The sequence below is a fragment of the Brasilonema angustatum genome (genome assembly GCF_059505445.1).
In genome coordinates, this window is record NZ_JCACKO010000140.1 from 136827 (window position 1) to 155152 (window position 18326).

Annotated in this window: 13 protein-coding genes; 4 read left to right on the forward strand and 9 right to left on the reverse strand. The window is 43.3% G+C overall.

Features of this window, described 5'->3' with window-relative positions:
• Positions 1–640 precede the first annotated feature (640 nt).
• The 3 genes from AC5JM2_RS27470 (at position 641) to AC5JM2_RS27480 (ending at position 5145) form a co-directional block, all read left to right on the forward strand.
• Positions 641–2794 (forward strand): peptidase domain-containing ABC transporter, encoded by a 2154-nt coding sequence (locus AC5JM2_RS27470; RefSeq protein ID WP_495837977.1) that lies wholly within the window; start codon positions 641–643, stop codon positions 2792–2794.
• 67 nt (positions 2795–2861) lie between these two features.
• Complete coding sequence (locus AC5JM2_RS27475) at positions 2862–4286, forward strand: HlyD family secretion protein (protein WP_495838001.1); 1425 nt, start codon at positions 2862–2864, stop codon at positions 4284–4286.
• Positions 4287–4746: 460 nt separating this feature from the next.
• Complete coding sequence (locus AC5JM2_RS27480) at positions 4747–5145, forward strand: hypothetical protein (protein ID WP_495837978.1); 399 nt, start codon at positions 4747–4749, stop codon at positions 5143–5145.
• A gap of 223 nt (positions 5146–5368) precedes the next feature.
• On the opposite strand, the gene AC5JM2_RS27485 is transcribed toward AC5JM2_RS27480, so the two are convergent.
• From AC5JM2_RS27485 to AC5JM2_RS27510, 6 genes are all read right to left on the reverse strand, one after another.
• Positions 5369–6211, reverse strand: coding sequence for a hypothetical protein (locus AC5JM2_RS27485; protein WP_495837979.1), 843 nt, complete (start codon positions 6209–6211; stop codon positions 5369–5371).
• Positions 6212–6909: 698 nt separating this feature from the next.
• Entirely contained in the window at positions 6910–9015 is a 2106-nt protein-coding gene (locus AC5JM2_RS27490; protein WP_495837980.1) for a M3 family metallopeptidase, read from the reverse strand.
• Positions 9016–9217: 202 nt separating this feature from the next.
• Complete coding sequence (locus AC5JM2_RS27495) at positions 9218–10258, reverse strand: ABC transporter ATP-binding protein (protein WP_495837981.1); 1041 nt, start codon at positions 10256–10258, stop codon at positions 9218–9220.
• 72 nt (positions 10259–10330) lie between these two features.
• Positions 10331–10801 carry an EAL domain-containing protein gene (locus AC5JM2_RS27500; RefSeq protein WP_495837982.1) on the reverse strand — a complete coding sequence of 157 codons (471 nt, stop codon included), beginning with the start codon at positions 10799–10801 and terminating at the stop codon, positions 10331–10333.
• Positions 10802–10845: 44 nt separating this feature from the next.
• Entirely contained in the window at positions 10846–11019 is a 174-nt protein-coding gene (locus AC5JM2_RS27505; RefSeq protein ID WP_495837983.1) for a hypothetical protein, read from the reverse strand.
• A gap of 186 nt (positions 11020–11205) precedes the next feature.
• On the reverse strand, positions 11206–11556 hold the full coding sequence (locus AC5JM2_RS27510) for a histidine triad nucleotide-binding protein (RefSeq protein ID WP_495837985.1): 351 nt from the start codon (positions 11554–11556) through the stop codon (positions 11206–11208).
• A gap of 723 nt (positions 11557–12279) precedes the next feature.
• Between AC5JM2_RS27510 and AC5JM2_RS27515 the strand changes: the two genes are divergently transcribed.
• Positions 12280–15840, forward strand: coding sequence for a WD40 domain-containing protein (locus tag AC5JM2_RS27515; RefSeq protein WP_495837987.1), 3561 nt, complete (start codon positions 12280–12282; stop codon positions 15838–15840).
• 13 nt (positions 15841–15853) lie between these two features.
• On the opposite strand, the gene AC5JM2_RS27520 is transcribed toward AC5JM2_RS27515, so the two are convergent.
• The 3 genes from AC5JM2_RS27520 to AC5JM2_RS27530 all read right to left on the reverse strand — a co-directional run bounded on the left by AC5JM2_RS27520 (position 15854) and on the right by AC5JM2_RS27530 (position 17955).
• Positions 15854–16654 carry a phytanoyl-CoA dioxygenase family protein gene (locus AC5JM2_RS27520; RefSeq protein ID WP_495837989.1) on the reverse strand — a complete coding sequence of 267 codons (801 nt, stop codon included), beginning with the start codon at positions 16652–16654 and terminating at the stop codon, positions 15854–15856.
• Between the two features lie 164 nt (positions 16655–16818).
• Positions 16819–17001 carry a hypothetical protein gene (locus AC5JM2_RS27525; RefSeq protein ID WP_495837991.1) on the reverse strand — a complete coding sequence of 61 codons (183 nt, stop codon included), beginning with the start codon at positions 16999–17001 and terminating at the stop codon, positions 16819–16821.
• A 102-nt stretch (positions 17002–17103) separates the two neighbouring features.
• Positions 17104–17955 (reverse strand): iron-containing redox enzyme family protein, encoded by an 852-nt coding sequence (locus AC5JM2_RS27530; RefSeq protein WP_495837993.1) that lies wholly within the window; start codon positions 17953–17955, stop codon positions 17104–17106.
• Positions 17956–18326 lie beyond the last annotated feature (371 nt).

The window sequence follows — 18326 nt, forward strand, 5'->3', positions numbered from 1 at the left end:
GTTGGCGGTTTCAGCAACACAGCTACCGTAGAAGGTACTGTTGCGGCTAGCACAGGAGTGGATAGCGGCACCTACTCTACTGATCTCAATGGAAGCGCATCAGTAAGTGACACGGAGGCTAAGTCGTCATTAACAATTTCGGCACAAGTTAACTACAACAACTGAACTATAGCAAAGCTGATAGCTAGTTCTTAAAACACTCACAAGTTTACTGGTGTTGCATTGTTGCTTTATATTCCTATTGTTGCTCGGGGCTATACAGCAACGATAGGAGCATATCAATCAACACAAAGGGCGTGGGCAAGAATGGTTTGCAGGCTAATGCTAGTGCATAATTTTACCACACCCTTTGTCTGATTTTTGGCGCTGAGTCGCGTATTCCTGACCACACCTCTGAAGAAACACAGGGGTGTAGGGGTGTAGGGGTGTAGGGGTGTAGGGCTGTGGGGGTTTAGGGGTGTAGGGGAAAAAGAGTGTTCTTTTATTCATAACGGATGGCGCGCGATACGCCTTTGGCGTCTGCGCCCTGCGCAATCGCCGCCTGTGGGGCGCTTTCAAGAAACATTCTAAGGGAGTGAGGGATAGTGTTGAGTGTTCTACTGATTTCAAACACAGGAGACGTACAGACAAGCATTTCTTTATGAAATACGCTCATATCTTACAATACAGTGAAGAAGATTGCGGTGCTGCTTGTCTAGCTTCTATCGCTAGACATCATGGACGTACTTTCACGCTGAATCATATCCGTGAGGCAGTCGGTACTGGACAATTAGGCACAACTTTATTAGGGCTGAAACGAGGAGCAGAAACACTCGGGTTTAAAGCTCGCCATGTCAGAACTTCGGCAGAATTGTTAAATCGGATGAATGAAGCGCCCTTACCAGCAATTATTCACTGGAAAGGGTGTCATTGGGTTGTTTTATACGGCAAGAAAGGCAACAAATGTGTCGTCGCTGATCCAGCAGTAGGAATCCGTTATCTTTCTAAAAAAGATTTAGCAGAGGCTTGGACGGATTGGTTGATGCTTTTGGTAGAGCCAGATCCAGTTCGCTTTTTAGAGCAAAAAAACGATCAGGTTGGAGGTTTTTGGCGTTTTTTCCGACGTGTCTGGATTTTTCGCGGAATTTTAGCGCAAGCTTTGCCGTTAAATTTCCTACTGGGATTACTCTCTTTAGCTTCCCCTTTTCTGCTGCAACTCCTAACTGATGATGTGCTGGTGCGTGGTGATACGAGGCTACTGACGACTGTGGCGATCGCCGTCGTAGTCATGAATTTGATTGCTAGCAGTCTTTCCTGGGTGCAGTCTAACTTAATCGCTCACTTTGCCCAACGTCTACAACTAGGACTAGTCCTAGAATTTGGAAGAGCTATTCTGCGATTACCTCTTTCTTACTACGAATCTCGACGTAGCGGGGAAATTGTGAGTCGGTTGCGAGACATCAACGAGATTAATCAGTTAGTTGCTCAAGTTGTTATCTCTCTGCCCAGTAGATTTTTTATTGCGATCATTTCTTTGAGTTTGATGGTTTTCTATAGCTGGAAACTAACGATAGTAGCGATGTTCGTCTCTGTGGTGATGACTTTATCTACGATAGTATTTCAGCCTAGTTTACGGCAAAAAACTCGTGAACTTTTGGTCACAGAAGCAGAAACACAAGGTATTTTAGTAGAAACATTTAAAGGCGCACTCACTCTCAAAAGTACCACAGCCGCACCCCAATTTTGGGATGAATTTCAAACCCGATTTAGCCATCTGGCTAACGTCACACTCCGGACTATTCAGATTAGCATTATCAACAATAGCTTCTCTAGTTTGGTTTCTGCTATTGGCAGCATTGTTTTACTATGGTTTGGCGGTAATTTGGTGAGTAACCCAGCGGAGAATTTAAGTATCGGGCAATTGCTAGCATTTAACTCGATGAATGCTAATTTCCTGGGCTTAATTAGTACTATCATTAATTTTGTTGATCGATTTACCCGTGCCAAAACTGCCACACAACGCCTGACAGAAGTTATAGATGCAACCCCAGAACATAGTGAAGATGACGCCAAAAAGCCATTTGCTCGAATACAACCAAATGCCGATATTATTTGTCGTCAAGTTAACTTTCACTATGCAGGTCGGCTTGACTTATTAGAAGACTTTTCGATAACAATTCCGGGTGGAAAAGTTGTTGCCTTGATTGGTAAATCCGGCTGTGGTAAAAGCACTTTAGCTAAAGTCATTGCTGGATTGTATCCACTGCAATCAGGAAATATTCGTATTGGACTGTATAACTTAGATGACCTCCCTCTTGATTGTCTGCGTCAACAGGTGGTTTTAGTTCCTCAAGACGCTCACTTTTGGAGTCGTTCCATTCTTGAAAACTTTCGCATAGGAAGACCACAATTAACTTTTGAGGAGATTGTGCAAGCTTGCCAAATTGCAGAAGCCGATGATTTTATTAGTAATTTACCCGAGAAATATCAAACGATTTTAGGTGAATTTGGCGCAAATATTTCTGGTGGACAACGTCAACGACTAGCAATAGCACGAGCTATAGCCACAGATCCAGCAATCCTCATTTTAGATGAATCTACCTCTGGACTTGATCCAGTGAGCGAGAACCTTGTGCTGGATAAACTGTTTCAACACCGTCACGGTAAAACTACGATTTTGATTACCCATCGTCCCAAAGTTATTAATCGTGCTGATTGGGTTGTAATGTTAGATCAAGGCAGATTAAAACTTCAAGGAACTCTTTCAGATTTACGATCAAAAGAAGGAGACCATTTGGACTTTTTGATAGTTTAGTTAATGGCTAATGACTCAAAAAAGAGATTTAGAAACTCAAGTAGCAATTAACAATTAAAAATTAGTCATTATGCATACACATAATCAAAAACTTCTACCATCACATCAAATTACCTCAGTTGAAAGTGATGGGTTTCTCCCTCCTATTAGTCCTTGGACATCTTTAGCTGGAGTATTTCTTGTTGGAACTGTCGCTACTATATTTAGCCTTGCCTCCTCTATAAAATACAATGTCACAGTGAAAGCTAGTGCTAATGTGCGCCCCACAGGAGACCTCCGGCTAGTACAACCAGAAATAGAAGGAACTGTTAAAGAAATTTTTGTCAAAGAAAATCAAATGGTCAAGCAGGGAGATGCGATCGCTGTTTTGAATGATGATCAACTGCAAATCAAAAAGAGCCAGATCAAAGGCAATATTGAGCAGAGCAAGTTACAGCTTATTCAAATGTATGCTCAAATCAAAAGTTTAGATGTTCAGGTTAGTGCTGAAAAGCAAGTCATAGAACAGACCATTTCTTCTGCAAAAGCGGAATTGGCACGTAGTCAACGGGAATATCAAGAACGACAAATCACAACGACAAGCGACTCACTAGGTGCAGAAGCAAATTTGCAGAAAGCAGAAGCAGACTTGCAAAAAGCCAAGGTAGATTTAGACTTTGCTATGGTAGATAGCGATCGCTATCAGCAGTTGTCAGAAACTGGAGCAATTGGTCGGCGTGATTTTGAACAGAAAAAACTAGTTGTTGAACAAACAAAATTAATACTACAAGGTCAACAAAAAGCCATTGATATCGCCAAAGCCAAAGTTAAATCAGCTAAAGCTGCTGTTAATCCCAGCAACGCAACGGTTGAGATGGCAAAAAAACGCGTTGAGCAAGAAATTGCTAAAGGTCAAGCAACTATCGCAACTTTACTCAAAGAAAAAGAAGCTTTAATTCAGCGGCGTTCTGAAACACAAAACCAAATCAACCAATCTCGAAAAGACCTGCAACAACTTGATACTCAACTCAAAAGTAGCATCATTCGTGCCACCAGTAACGGCATTATTCTTAAGCTCAATGTCTATAACCCAGGTCAAGTTGTCCGTACTAGCGAACCTATTGCCCAAATTGTTCCTCTTAATGCTCCTCTACTCATTAAAGTCATAATTCCTTCTGCTGATGTAAAAAAAGTCGCAGTTGCTCAAAAAGTGCAATTGCGAGTTGATGCATGTCCCTATCCTGATTACGGCACTCTTAAAGGTACTGTTAGCACCATTTCTCCAGACGCCATAACATCTGGTAGCAATTCTGGTACAGGAACCACTGGTTCTTCAACTGCTGGTACTAGCAACTTTGAAGTCACAGTAAAACCAGAAACACTTTCTTTCGGACATGGTGAATACAAATGTCATCTTCAAGCTGGGATGTCTGCGACAGCTGATATTATTTCTAGAGAAGAGACAGCTCTGCAATATTTGTTGAGAAAGGCAAGATTAATAACGAATTTGTGAGTAGCTACAGGAATCCGGTTTGATTTGGTGAGATCAGTGCTGCAGGAGGGTTTCCCGACAGAGGCATCTGGCGGAGCGCGTTAGCTCCGGCCCCCTTAGGGGCTAGCGGAACCGGAGGTTCTCCCCAATAGCCGTAAGGCGTGGCGTTAGCCATAGGGTGAACAACTCGTCAGGGCAGGGAACGCTTAACGCTTAACAGGGAAAAAGCAATAAAGGTATACTGAGTTTTTTTCAAAAATCAAATAGGAGTCCTATATAGCAATCCTAAATGATAATCAAAATATTAGGGAGGGGAGAACCGAGCTTAGCTCAGCTCTCCCCTCTCTTGCATAATTATCATTCTTATATCTAATTATTTCCATATGATGTGTTTAATCACACTAAATAGTAAGTGCGAATAGTAACCTAGAACAAATCAATTTTTAGCCGCTACCACAAAAACATCACACAGGGCTTCTCTATGATAACCAAAGACGAATTTCTAGAAGTAATTTCTGTTAGTGCCTATACTCTGGGAGTATTTGCAGTAAGCATTGGTGGCGCAGCACTGGTGACATCTGCAACTAGTACTGCATTGATTTCAGTGGGTCATGCACTAGAATCACAACGTCCAGCGATCCACAAACTTATGGTTTTTAGCTGTGCAAGCGACAGTGGTGGTGTACTGATGGTTGTTGGAGGATTAGTGATCGCCCGTTTGCGAAAACCCCCAACTCCAACCACACCACCACCAATCAAGCCCCCATTGGTGATTCCCATTGCGTGCGGCAGCTGCAAGTATTTTTCGGGAGAGATGCTCCTCCCTTGTGCGGTGCACCCTGAATTGAAGGAAAATTGTAGCGACAGAGAGCCAAGCTAGCTGGTATGCAAGTTTTCCAATATTTCGATAAATCGGTCTAACGCTTCCTTGGCCAATACTTTTCAGTTAAAGGGCAAAGGAGAAATACAAACAAGCATATCTGTATGAAACACACTTGGTATGAAACACACTTGCGTTTTACTATTCAGCATCAGTGGGTGGATACAGATAGAGTGACCAAAAGTCTGCATCATCGCTTTTGGTCACTATAGCGTATTAACCTTTAGCAGTTCTTTTCTTTCAATGAGCGTACTAAAGTCATTGCTTTACGTTTGGCTTTGGTGACAACCCCAAGAAGGCTACAACAGGACAGTAAAGCCAGAGTAGTAGAAGGTTCTGGTACTACAACTCTAGCCCGATTCCTCTTAACTTCTACTAAAGCGACATTTGTTTCGTTGGCAAAATAACGTTGCACAGAACCCTGAATGGAAGCTGTCGCAGATTCTTGATTTCCCCCAAAATTAGACGTGGTGACTGGATTATTCAAACTCACATTGTCGCTTTTTTGAAATGCGATAAAATCGTTATCACCTAGAGTCTCTACATTTCCTGTTAAGTCGAAGAAATCTAAGATACTGTTATTCGTGGTGTCGATCAATGCGAAAGATATATCTCCGGCTGCTCTTGCATTTTCTGCTGGTGGATTATCTATTGATGTTTTCAGGTTTAAATTTGTTGTAAAGTCAACAGACCATTGTGTATTTGCATCTACAACAAAATTACCGATAACTGTAGCCTGAGTATTTGCTTGTCCTAAATAATCTCTACCTTCTCCCAAAGCTTGGCTCAAAGAAAAATTGGATGCTTCTGGTGGAGTAGGACCAGTTACAAAAGTTGCTGTTGCTTGAGATAAAGCTTTCACCATACCACCCTTGCCAATGGCAAGGCTATTGCCGTTAACATCAGTTGCTATTGCCAAAGGTTTTTGACTAAAGTTAGTAAAATCGAAGTCACCTTGAGAGTAAGCAAAAGTAGCAGCTTGACTAGGTGCTGTTGCTAAGGCAGAACCAGCTATGAATGGCGTAACGAACAGCACACGCCGAACAAAACGCAAATGTTGTTTCATACAATTCCTTGTCTAAACTTGGTCATTAGGTTGGGTGACTTGGCGTATAAAAATCCCTAAGCAGCATAAATCTGCTTTGAAAATTCAAAGCGTCAAATCTGCTATGTCTGCAGTTATTCTTTTATTGGGTAGATAAAGTAACTTATTTGCACCAAAATGGCAGTAATTAACCCTATGGTCTGGGATGGTATGGCTCTTATTTTGTATTTTGCATTTCAAGTAATAATCTTAACAGAGAAAGCTAAGTATTTAGTGATTTTTTTTGTAAAGTGACAATAAAATTTTTTGTACTAAAACTTCGTGAAAACACGAATAAAATTTCTGAGTTATTGTTTACGAAAAAACATTAGGGAATAATGAACGCAGGTACTGCTAGAGTTCAGCCACACTAAGTTTGTTTTTCAAGTAGTTCCTCTGCTCGACTAAGTCCGCTATGGCAGGCTTAGTCAGCAGTTCTTATTCAGTATGCTCAAGTAAAATTAGCCGCATCTGAATAAGAAGCTGTTGCGCTTTTAACTTGCATATTGTTTTGGTTTAGTCAATCATTGAAACCCTCTTCCCTTCTGCCTTCTGCCGTCTGCCTTCTGCCTTGCTGTTGTGCATTTTTAATGCACAACAGCTTATTGTCGCTTTTTGTTTTGATTTATGTTTCCTCAGTTAGTAGTATCAATTTCTCTAGCTAACTGAGGTGTTGAGAGTTACGCCGCTGCTACTAAGCCATTATGCTTGAGCAAAGCTTCAGTACTGGGTTCACGACCCCTGAACGACTTAAACACGTCCATTGGATGCTTACTACCACCAAGAGCCAGTACTGTATCACGATAACGCTTACCTGTAGCTTTTAGAGCACTTTCATTATCTAAGCCAGCTTCTTCAAATGCGGCAAAAGCGTCAGCACTTAACACTTCCGCCCATTTATAACTGTAGTAACCAGCAGCATATCCACCAGAAAAAATGTGTCCGAAAGCACATAGAAATGAATCTTCTGGTAGTGGTGGCAAAACAGTAGTGGTTTTGGCAAGGCGCGATCGCACATCTTTTGGAGTCTCGCCGCCATCAGGACGATAGCGGTGGTGCAGTTCTATGTCAAGGCTGCTAAAGTGGATTTGTCGCAATGTACCACTACCACTCATGTAGTTCTTTGCCGCCAGTAACTTTTGGTAATAATGTTCCGGTAGAGGTTCACCAGTTTGGTAATGTTTTGCCATACCAAACAAAGTTGGTCTGTCGTAGCACCAGTTTTCCATAAACTGGCTGGGTAATTCCACTGCATCCCACTCAACGTTATTGATGCCTGCAGCTGCAGCATAGTCTACTTTGGTCAGCATATGATGCAAGCCATGACCAAACTCGTGGAACAAAGTCTCGACTTCATTGAAAGTCATGAGGCTAGGCTGATCACCAATTGGCGGAGTTTGGTTACACACCAAATACGCCACAGGTAAGCGGGTAGTGGTTACTCCATTTTTTGTAACTTTGCCACGGTTAATACAAACATCCATCCAAGCACCGCCACGCTTTTCTTGTGGACGGCTGTAGGGATCAAGGTAGAAGTAGGCAATTGGCTGACCTGTTTCGTTAGCAATTTGGAAGTAACGCACATCCTCATGCCAAACTGGGGCTTGCCCATCATTCGGGCTAATAGTGATGCCAAATAGTCGCTGCACTAGTCCAAACAAGCCATCCAGCACTTGAGGAAGTGGGAAATAAGGGCGTAATTCTTCAGCCGTGAAAGCAAATTTTTCTTCTCGTTGACGTTCTGCCCAAAAACTGATGTCCCAGTGCTGCAAATCGTTTGCTTCTGGTGCACCCTTAGATGCAGCAAAGGCTTTGAGTTCTTCCAATTCCTTAATAGCAGCATCATAACTAGCACGACGCATTTCTTCTAATAAGGACTCAACTGCTTGAACATTAGGAGCCATTTTACTGGCTAAGCTTAATTCAGCATATGTTTCAAAGCCAAGTAATTTTGCTAGTTCTTGACGCAACTCCAAAATGCGTTTAATCAACGGGTTGTTATCCAACTCTCCTGAAGAAGCACGGCTAATAAAGGCTCTGTATAGTTTTTCCCGCAAATTCCGTCGGGTGCTATGCTGCATGAAAGGACCATAACTGGGCGAGTCTAAAGTGATGCGCCAAGGACCATTTTCTCTTGTCGCATTTTCTTCGCCCGCAGCTTGTGCTGCTTGTGCGGCTAAACTCACTAAACTGGGAGGTAAACCCTCGATTTGTTCTGGATTTGTCAAAGTCATACTAAACGCTTTGGTTGCATCTAGCAGATGGTTGGAAAACTTGGTAGACAGTTCTGCCAACTCCATCTGAATGGCATTAAAACGTTCCTTTGCTTCGCCCTGCAAGCCAACACCAGAAAGTTCCGCATCTCGGATAGCTGCTTCTACAATACGCTGTTGAGACTCCTCAAGTTTTGCCCAAGTATCACTAGCACGCAATGCCTTAAAAGCATTATAAATTGGTTGGCTTTGACCGAGCTTGTTGGAAAATTGCACGACGTGCGGCTGTACGCTTTCGTATGCTTCGCGAAGTTCAGAACTATTTTTCACACCCATCAAATGGTTTACAATTCCCCAACTCCAATTGAGGCGTTCTGTCAGCTTTTCCAGAGGTTCTACTAAACCGTTCCAAGTAGGTTTTACATGAGCTTCTAAAGTCGTAAGTTCCTGATCGATTTCTGCGAGCAGTTGATTAAATGCTGGTACAACAGACTCTGCTGAAATCTCCCCAAAGGAAGGCAAACCAGAGCCTTTCAGTAAAGGATTCTTGGAAATAATGGTATTTGTACTCATAGTTTTGTCTGAGGAGCGGGTCAATACGCAGTAAAAAGCGATTTTTCTTTATATATCATCTAATGTAGCAATAGCTTTCTCTATTGCAGATTCTTCGCAAGTAAAAGTAGTAACAACCGTACTGACATTATAATTTGGGCAGTGAGATTTATCAGCAAATCAACAAAGGGCACGGTCGGATTGCAGTAACCAACCAAACACCTTATTGACTAGGTGCTACGACCACTCCGGCTTGGAAAACTCGCCCAATCACCTCTTCAACTGCTGGTTCTGTCACTGTCAAATCTACAATCTCCAAATCTGCTAAAATCTTCGCGACAGTGCGAGTGAGTGCCTCTTGTGGTACCATAAAACACACGGAACGTCCTTCTATTTGTCGTACATCACCGTATAACATCAGTTTTTCTTTGGGCAACTCATGGGTTAATTCCAAATGAACTTCCCGGTAAGGGGCAAAACGTTCCTGCAAACCATCTAAACTACCGTCATAGATCAAATGTCCTTGGTGAATCAGCAGTACCCGCTGACACAAAGCGGTGATATCTGCCATGTAATGGCTTGTTAATAGCACTGTCGCCTGATATCGTTGATTATAATCGCGTAAGAAATCACGCACTCCCACCTGAGCATTCACATCTAACCCTAGTGTTGGTTCATCTAAAAACAGGACTTGTGGACGGTGTAAAAGTGCTGCTAACAATTCCGCCTTCATTCGTTCACCTAAAGACAGCTTCCGCACGGGTTGCGTTAGTTTTCCGGACAGCGACAGCATCTCGGTTAATTCCCCCACCCGGTGGCGGAACTCTTTGTCAGATATGTTGTAAACAGCAGCATTAATCTTGAGAGAATCTAGAGCAGGCAAGTCCCATAGTAGTTGCTGTTTTTGCCCCATCACCAGGGTAATTTTTTGCAAAAACCCTTCCTGGCGACGAAACGGAACGTGTCCAGCCACTCTGATTTGACCAATAGATGGATGAATCAGCCCTGTGAGCATTTTCAATGTCGTGGTTTTACCAGCGCCATTTGGTCCCAAAAAGCCCACCACCTCACCAGGTGCAATTTCAAAGGAAACATCTTCAACTGCTTTGATTTGTCGGTAAGTGCGGCGGAAAAAGTGGGTAAGTGTCCCGACAATACCTGGTTCCTTAACAGCGACTGGATATAATTTGCTCAGATTTTGGACTGATATTATACTATAGTCGCTTGCACTTGTGTCACGGTATACGGGAGATTCTGGAGACATAAGCCGTCATATAGGGACGATTTGTCTTTAAGTGTAACATTTTTGTAAGTTGCGAAATGGGAAAGAATAGCTTCAATTTCGGTTACTGCTTTGTCTCCAATTTAAGATCTCAAATATATTTTCACATTGGTCTTTATCAAATCTTGCCTTAATTTCGGGAGTTGCGATGCCAAGACTATGCCCCTGAATGTATTCGACCCCAAGTTCAACCACCAGTTCTCTCAATGAAAAGTTGCTGCACTCATCAAATCCTTCAAGGATTGTAAAACAGTTAAAATCGTACTTGAGATTAACAAGATATTCTATAATACTTCTTCCTAGTTTTTTTTCAAAGTGAAGGATCTCTCTGTCAACCTTCACATATGTAGGATCGACCTCTTCTAACCTAGAAATGGAAGCATTGCCGACTCCAAAGTCATCAACAGCAAACTTGACGTCGTAATTCTTCCTGTATTTTCTTGCTATACTTCTAAAGCTTTCTAAACCTTTTCCTTCATTATCAACAATTGATGGGAGGAGAGTTTTTTCCGAAATCTCAAGCATCAGTTTATTCCCTGAGATTAGCTTCTGCTTTCTGATAAATTTTCTTAAGAAACTTTCATATCAGCGCGAAGAATACTTGAAGGATAAACATTAATTGAAAGCATTTTTTTATCATCATACCTCTCTGCTTTTGCCTTTTGTGTAGCTTGCTTGTAAGTCTTAAGTGCCGTTTCTAAAATATAAAGATCCAGTTCTGTTTGGAAACGTACTCCCCACATCTCGGCTATTTAAAACAACGGAGCCGGAGCACGACCAGTCTGTGGGTCACGTGCTAACGCCTCACTGCCCTCCGGGCATGTACGGCCTATCGCCTATTTTTCTAGCACAGCACTGTGGAACATCAAAATAGGGCGCGTTTGGTAAGTGAAACGCGCCCTACGTGTCATATATTACCTATTTCTCTATCAACCTGGGGGCCATGCCATCTGGCGTCCACCCAAAATATGCAGATGCAAGTGGTAAACAGTTTGACCCCCATCAGAACCTGTGTTGATGACAACGCGATAGCCATTTGCAAGTCCTGCTTGTTCGGCAACTCGCTTGGCTGTTAAAAGAAGATGTCCAAGGAGAGCATCATCACCAGATTCGGCATCAGCGAGTCTGGGTATAGGTTTTTTGGGAATGACAAGAATGTGGACGGGGGCTTGGGAATTGATGTCTCTAAATGCCAGCGCTAAGTCATCTTCATAAATTATGTCAGCTGGAATTTCTCGACGAATGATTTTGCTGAAAATCGTCTCTGTGGTTTCACTCATAATCGATTTACTTGTTCATCTGCTAGAGATTCTATAGGTTTAGTGTTCTTAATGAAATATTCAGCACATGCTTGTCAGATCTGGTAGTGGATCAATTGTCCGGTATTCACGCTGTAAAATTGCGTAAAGTCTTTATCGCTTCGCTCCTGGGTGTAGGGGTGTGGGGGTGTAGGGGAGCCAGTACTGATAGCGTAGCGTGGCACTTTGTGCCATAGGAGGGTTTCCCTCACTTGGTATCTGGCGTGTGTAGGGGAAAGACTTGAAAATGTACACCCCGCCCTAAGAGTGCAATGGGGTTTAAAACCCCACCGTCTTTTACGGGAGCCAGTACTTGATGAGGGTCTCCCTCACGCTTGTTCTGGTGAGACAGCGCGAATGACGGCTCTCCCGCTCTCGGGCGTGACTGCGCTCTTCGCAGCGGAACCGGAGGTTCTCCCCGATAGCCCTCCGGGTTCCCCAGTCGCCTGACGCCACATTCTTCAACGGGGGGAACCCCCGCACAGAAGTGGCTCCGGAGGGAGACCCTCCCGCAGCGCTGGACTCACCGTAAGGCGTGACCGTTCCCACTAGGGCGTTGTCAACAAGACGGTTGCGGTCTAAAACCCCAACCGATTGCTCCCCCCCTACACCCTTACACCCTTACACCCTTACACCCCTTCTTCTTTATTCGATCACAAACCCAAGTCAGTCAAAGTTAAGTTATCATAACTATATTTTTAATGCATGACTTTACAAAATTGGAAACGTAAGCGCGGCGTTGCACTGACTAATAAGGGTTTACAAAAACTTCAGGACGCAAAGCGTAAGTCAGAAACAAAGGAAAATTTTGGCAACAGCTACACTCTTGAAGAAATGAGCACACTTTCTGGGTTATATTCCAGTACAATCTCAAAAGTACTCAATCGGGAAGCAGGGGTTGATAAAAAAAGTATTGAAAAGCTTTTTTCAGTTTTTAGCGTAAAAATAGACAAAATTGACTATTTAAACTCAAAAAATCATTTAGATTGGGGTGATGCTACTTTTACATCAGTTTTTTATGGACGTACAGAGGAGCTTACCACGCTACAGGAATGGATTCTTGATGAGCGCTGCCGATTGGTATCACTATTAGGAATGGGTGGTATTGGCAAAACTGCTCTGTCTGTCAAGCTTGCTCAACAGATTCAGGAAGACTTTGAGTATGTTATCTGGCGATCGCTACGAGAAGCCCCACCTGTTAATACTATTGTTGCTAACCTGATCCAAGTTTTATCTGATCAGCAGGAAACAGAAAATAACTTACCAGAAAATTTAAGTGAAAAAATATCACGATTAGTCTATTTTTTACAAAATAATCGCTGTTTGGTGATACTTGATAATGTAGAGTCAATTCTCCGCAGTGGAAGTCGAGCTGGACAATATCGAGAAGGATATGAAGGGTATGGTGAGCTTTTCAGACAGGTAGGAGAAGCAAGTCACCAAAGCTGCTTAGTGCTGACTAGTCGGGAAATACCTAAAGAAGTGGCATTACTCAAAGGACAAAAATTACCCGTTCGCTGCCTACAATTAAGTGGTTTAAAGGTGGACGAAGGTCAGGAAATTTTTAAAGTTAAGGGGCTATCTGCAGCAGAGGAAGAATGGAAAGCAATAATTAAACTTTATACAGGGAATCCATTGGCTTTAAAGATAGTTGCTACGACAATTGTTGATGTCTTTGATGGTAATGTCACTGAATTTTTGCAACAGAATACAGGTGTTTTTGGCGATATTCGTGATATTCTAGACCAGCAGTTTGAGCGCTTGTCAGATTTAGAAAAAGAAATAATGTATTGGCTAGTGATTAATCGTGAGCCAGTTTCGCTATCACAATTGCGAGAAGACATTGTATTACCAATACCACCACAAAAATTACTGGAGGCTTTAGAATCTCTGGTTAGGCGATCGCTAATCGAGAAGGCTACCCTGCGGAAAGAGTTTCGCTCTATGTCTACGCTAGTTGAGAAAAGTCCAGCAACTTTCACTCTACAACCTATCGTTATGGAGTATGTCACTCAGGTATTGATAGAGTTGGTTTGTGGAGAAATTGAAACTCACAATATCGATTTGTTCAGGTCTCATGCTTTGATGAAGGCGACGGCGAAGGACTATGTGAGGGAAACTCAAATTCGCCTTATCCTCCAACCAGTTATAAATGGGCTGCTCACTGTTTTTAGAACCAATAAAAATCTTGTAAATCAGTTAACACAAATTCTAGCAAGGCAGCGAGAAGAATCTCCGCTAGAACCAGGGTATACGGCTGGAAATGTTCTCAATTTGCTTTGTCATTTGGAAACTGATCTAAGTGGTTATGATTTTTCTTATTTAACTGTTTGGCAAGCAGACTTACGGTGTATAAAATTGTACAATACCAATTTTGCTCATGCTAATCTAACTAAATCTGTTTTTGCTGAAACCTTCGGCGGTGTCCTGTCGGTCGCCTTTAGTCCTGATGGTAAACTTTTGGCTATGGGTGATACCAATGGAGAGATTCGCTTGTGGCAAGTTGCGGATGAGAAACACATCCTTACCTGCAAGGATCACACCAATTGGGTCGTATCACTCGCCTTCAGTTCTGATGGTAGTACCCTTGCTAGCAGTAGTACTGACTATACTGTGAAGCTGTGGGATGTCAGTACAGGTCAATGCCTTCAAACTTTGCAGGGACATGATAATGTCTGGTCAGTTGCCTTTAGTCCTGATGGAAAGATGCTGGCGAGTGGCAGTAAGGACCAGACGGTTCGGCTTTGGAGTGTCAGCACAGGTGAATGCCTTCAAACTTTGCAGGGACATTCCAATTGGGTACTATCAATTGCCTTTAGTCCTGATGGTCAGACGCTGGTGAGTAGCAGTGGAGACCACACCATCAGGTTGTGGGATGTTAATACAGGTGAATGCAAAAAAACTTTCCGGGGACATTGTGGTGGGGTACGGTCAATCTCCCTCAGTCCGGATGGTCAGACTCTGGCGAGTGGTAGTGAAGACCAAACGGTGAGGTTATGGGATGTTAGTACAGGTGAATGCCTCAAAATTTTCCAAGGACATTCCAATCGCGTTATGTCGGTTGCCTTCAGATCGCAAGGTGATATCCTAGCAAGTGGCAGTTTTGACCAGACGGTGAAGTTATGGGATGTTAGCACTGGTGAGTGCAAAAGAACTTTTCAGGGACATTCCAATTTTGTTTGGTCAATTGCCTTCAGAACGCAAGGTGATATCGTGGCAAGTGGTAGTTATGACCAGACGGTGAAGTTATGGGATGTTAGCACTAGTGAATGCAGAAGAACTTTTCAGGGATATTCCAACCAAGTAACATCAGTCGCCTTTAGCCTGGATAGCCAAATGCTGACAAGTGGCAGTGTAGATCACACAGTGAAGTTGTGGGATGTTAACACTGGTGAATGCAAAAGAACTTGTCGGGGACATTCTAATTGGGTATATTCAGTTGCCTTTAGCCCACAAGGTAATACCCTAGTCAGTTGTAGTGGAGACAAAACAGCGAAGCTATGGAGTGTCAGCACAGGTCTTGCCTTAAGAACTTTACACGGACATAGTGCTCGGATATGGTCAACGAGTTTCAGTCCTAACGGTCAGACGCTGGTGAGTGGCAGTGAAGACCAAACAGTGAGGTTGTGGGATGTCACCACAGGTAAATGCCTCAGAACTTTTCAGGGACATACTGATGCGGTCTGGTCAGTTGCCTTCAGTCCTCAAGGCACGACCTTAGTTAGTGGTGCTTGGGACAAAACGATCAGGTTGTGGGATGTCACCACAGGTAAATGCCTCAGAATTTTCCATGGACATATAAATTGGGTTTGGTCAGTTGCCTTTAGTCCTGATGGTGACACTGTGGCGAGTGCCAGTATAGATCACACAGTCAGGTTATGGAGTGCCAGCACAGGAGAATGCCTCAAAACTTTGCAGGGACATACAAATTGGGTACGATCAGTTGCCTTTAGTCCTGATGGTCAGATGCTAGCCAGTGGCAGTCATGACTCTACAGTCAAGTTATGGGATGTCAGCACAGGTCAGTGCAAAAGAACTTTACAGGGACATACAAGTTGGGTCTGGTCAACTGCCTTTAGTCCTGATCGTCAGACTCTGGCCAGTGGTAGCGAAGATGAGACAATTAAGCTTTGGCATTTAAGAACAGGCGAGTGCTTTAAAACTCTCAAAGCAGAAAAACCTTATGTGCGCATGAACATCACGGGGGTTACAGGTTTAACTGAAGCAACTATTGCTACATTGAAAGCTCTGGGGGCAGTTGATTGAAAAAGCCCCCATATCAAGCGCGTGGCCAAAGCTGAGGAAAAAGGTCACAATCTATAGAATCACCAGCGTGAAGGCGATGAATTGAGTTAACTTCTTTGACGCCAATCTTGTTGATATGAGTGATAAACGTATCGGGGCGAGGATCGTAAGTAACACCATCACCAGCCCAACGGGTTACCAGGGCGCGACGTCGTGTACTAGTAGATGCATTGCCTGATGAAGCATGAATCGTGAGCGCATGATGCACTAAGCAGTCACCCGGAGCCATATTCCAAGAAAGCAATTCCAGCGATGCTGAGTGAGCTACTGCTTCCGCAAGGGCATCTTTTTGACGGAGCCACTTGCGCCATTGGTGCGAACCTTTGATGTACTGCACCCCACCAGTTTCTTTGGTAACAGGATCGAGCGCTACCCAGAGCGAACACATATTCCAGCCTTGTAAGGGCCAATCAGGGTGGTCGTTATGCCACAGAATAGGTTTTATATACCCAGGCTCTTTGACTAGCAGGTGGTCAAATAAAAAGTGGACTTTTTCTGCTTTGAGTATTTGTGCCGCGATTGCAGCTACAGGAGATTCAAAGACAAAAGCACGAAAATCGGAATTTCTAGTCCACATGAAAACATCCAGATGTAAGCGACCTCCCTGCGTCAGGTTTGTAGCTATTGGACCAGGGTTGGTCATATTCCAGTCAACTGCGGACCGGAGACGTTCCAACCATACATCTTCAAACAGACCTCTCAAGCAAACAACACCATCTTGTTCAAAAGCTTCAATTTCTTGATTCGTGATTTTCGGTATTTTTGCTGAACTCATTTCCGTTTCTTTTAAAGTAAGTATCCAACTCAGCTAGAGATCATTTCTGATTTCAAAGTCGTAATTGTCCTCTTTAGGACATTGACCTAAGTGAAGTTCCTCTTAAGGAGGAACTTCACTTAGATCAACTGTGAGCCATTAAACGGATGGAAAACCGGAATCTATCAGAAAGAGCCTAACTGAGTGAGCAATCCAGGCTCGAATTCATTGACTAAAATGCCATCCAAATCAACTTCCATGATATTCAAAACTTTGAACAAGTCTTCGACGTTGTTCTCAATCAGGCAGCGGGTGAAATCTTGCTGCAAAGATTGTTGTTCGATACTTGTAGTCGTTGTAGTTGTCATTGTATTCTCCTTGTAGTTGTCTCGGACAGTATGGTTAAAGGTACCTCAGACAAGTTGTCCTAGGTTTTCGGGTCATTTTGTCGGCAGGTGACAATATCAAACTCACCCACAAGCATGTGTATGTAACTTTAAGGGTTCCAACACATTCTGAAGTTCTTCCTCTGATATACAGCCCTCCTTAGATGATCTGAAATACAGCAGTGCAGTTTCGTAACAAGCTGCACCTACGCGGACACGCTTTTGGGGAGCAAGCCCTGCAACCATCTCCACCATCTCCTTCACATGCTCTACATCACTACCCACACTACTGTGTACACGCAAACAGCGAGTAGCTTGCATGCCTGAAGGAAGTAGAGCTTCCACTACCTGGATATACTTCTCTGTGATGCCTAACGCTAGGCGTTCCATCGTATAGGAGTAGCCGACGCAACTAATCGGATCGGTCGCCTGCACACTCTGGGTAAAATAATTTACTAAAGACTTCGCTGCTGGAGGAAGGAGCGCTTTCACCACAGCAAGGGCATCATATCCCATTGACTGGATATCAAGCAGGGCGAGTTGGTCATGACCCAGTTCCTCTCTAACTTTCTGTGCAGCCCACTGCGCCAAACTCTCACAACCCACTGCTACAAAGCGCTTTCGCGCTTCCTCCATCAGGCGTGGAGTCGAGTGAGTCAGATGGTAAGAACTTGCGAGTTGCCATACCCAACGTCTGGGGGTTAAGACAGGTGGTCTGCGCTCGGACTTCACTGTGTACCACGCATATGCGATCGCCTTATCTAAAAGCTTCTGGGTTTTAGCTATGCTGTCTGCGTCAATCATTTTTGGGGTCAAGGAATCGCCGCTCCCAGTAGAAGCGGGTCGATGCACCAAAGCGCGGTTGGCAGTATCCACCGCTACTTCGTTAGGCATAATACACCCCGATTCAGTATCAATGAAAAACTCATTATGCATGGTTCGTTTTGCACTCTCTCTCATATGTTTAAGCATCTTAACCAGTGCCTCTGCTACCAAAAGATATGCAGATGCCTTGTTATGAGATGGTTTTTTGGGTAAATTCAACTGTTCATGCCGTATTCGCTTTTAGATGCTTCAATTTCGCATCCATAACCGGTAAAGTAAATCCTCAAATTTGATTATTTTATTATTCTTTTTTAAAAGAATAACATCATAACGACATGATCCGACAAGTTAAGGAGATACAAAAAATAAAATGCCCCTCAACTAGCATGAGTAGGATTGCTTAAATGCTTCAAAATTGAGCTATTTAAGTTAACTCCTAACTTGCACATTTTAGAACCGTTATACAGTAAGGCTTTGAGAAA

Coding starts and splice junctions, on each gene's coding strand:
- AC5JM2_RS27470 (WP_495837977.1), top strand. CDS start 641: ATGAAATACGCTCATATCTTACAATACAGTGAAGAAGATTGCGGTGCT.
- AC5JM2_RS27500 (WP_495837982.1), bottom strand. CDS start 10,801: ATGCTTGAGATTTCGGAAAAAACTCTCCTCCCATCAATTGTTGATAAT.
- AC5JM2_RS27530 (WP_495837993.1), bottom strand. CDS start 17,955: ATGCATAATGAGTTTTTCATTGATACTGAATCGGGGTGTATTATGCCT.
- AC5JM2_RS27480 (WP_495837978.1), top strand. CDS start 4,747: ATGATAACCAAAGACGAATTTCTAGAAGTAATTTCTGTTAGTGCCTAT.
- AC5JM2_RS27495 (WP_495837981.1), bottom strand. CDS start 10,258: ATGTCTCCAGAATCTCCCGTATACCGTGACACAAGTGCAAGCGACTAT.
- AC5JM2_RS27515 (WP_495837987.1), top strand. CDS start 12,280: ATGACTTTACAAAATTGGAAACGTAAGCGCGGCGTTGCACTGACTAAT.
- AC5JM2_RS27485 (WP_495837979.1), bottom strand. CDS start 6,211: ATGAAACAACATTTGCGTTTTGTTCGGCGTGTGCTGTTCGTTACGCCA.
- AC5JM2_RS27520 (WP_495837989.1), bottom strand. CDS start 16,654: ATGAGTTCAGCAAAAATACCGAAAATCACGAATCAAGAAATTGAAGCT.
- AC5JM2_RS27525 (WP_495837991.1), bottom strand. CDS start 17,001: ATGACAACTACAACGACTACAAGTATCGAACAACAATCTTTGCAGCAA.
- AC5JM2_RS27505 (WP_495837983.1), bottom strand. CDS start 11,019: ATGTGGGGAGTACGTTTCCAAACAGAACTGGATCTTTATATTTTAGAA.
- AC5JM2_RS27510 (WP_495837985.1), bottom strand. CDS start 11,556: ATGAGTGAAACCACAGAGACGATTTTCAGCAAAATCATTCGTCGAGAA.
- AC5JM2_RS27490 (WP_495837980.1), bottom strand. CDS start 9,015: ATGAGTACAAATACCATTATTTCCAAGAATCCTTTACTGAAAGGCTCT.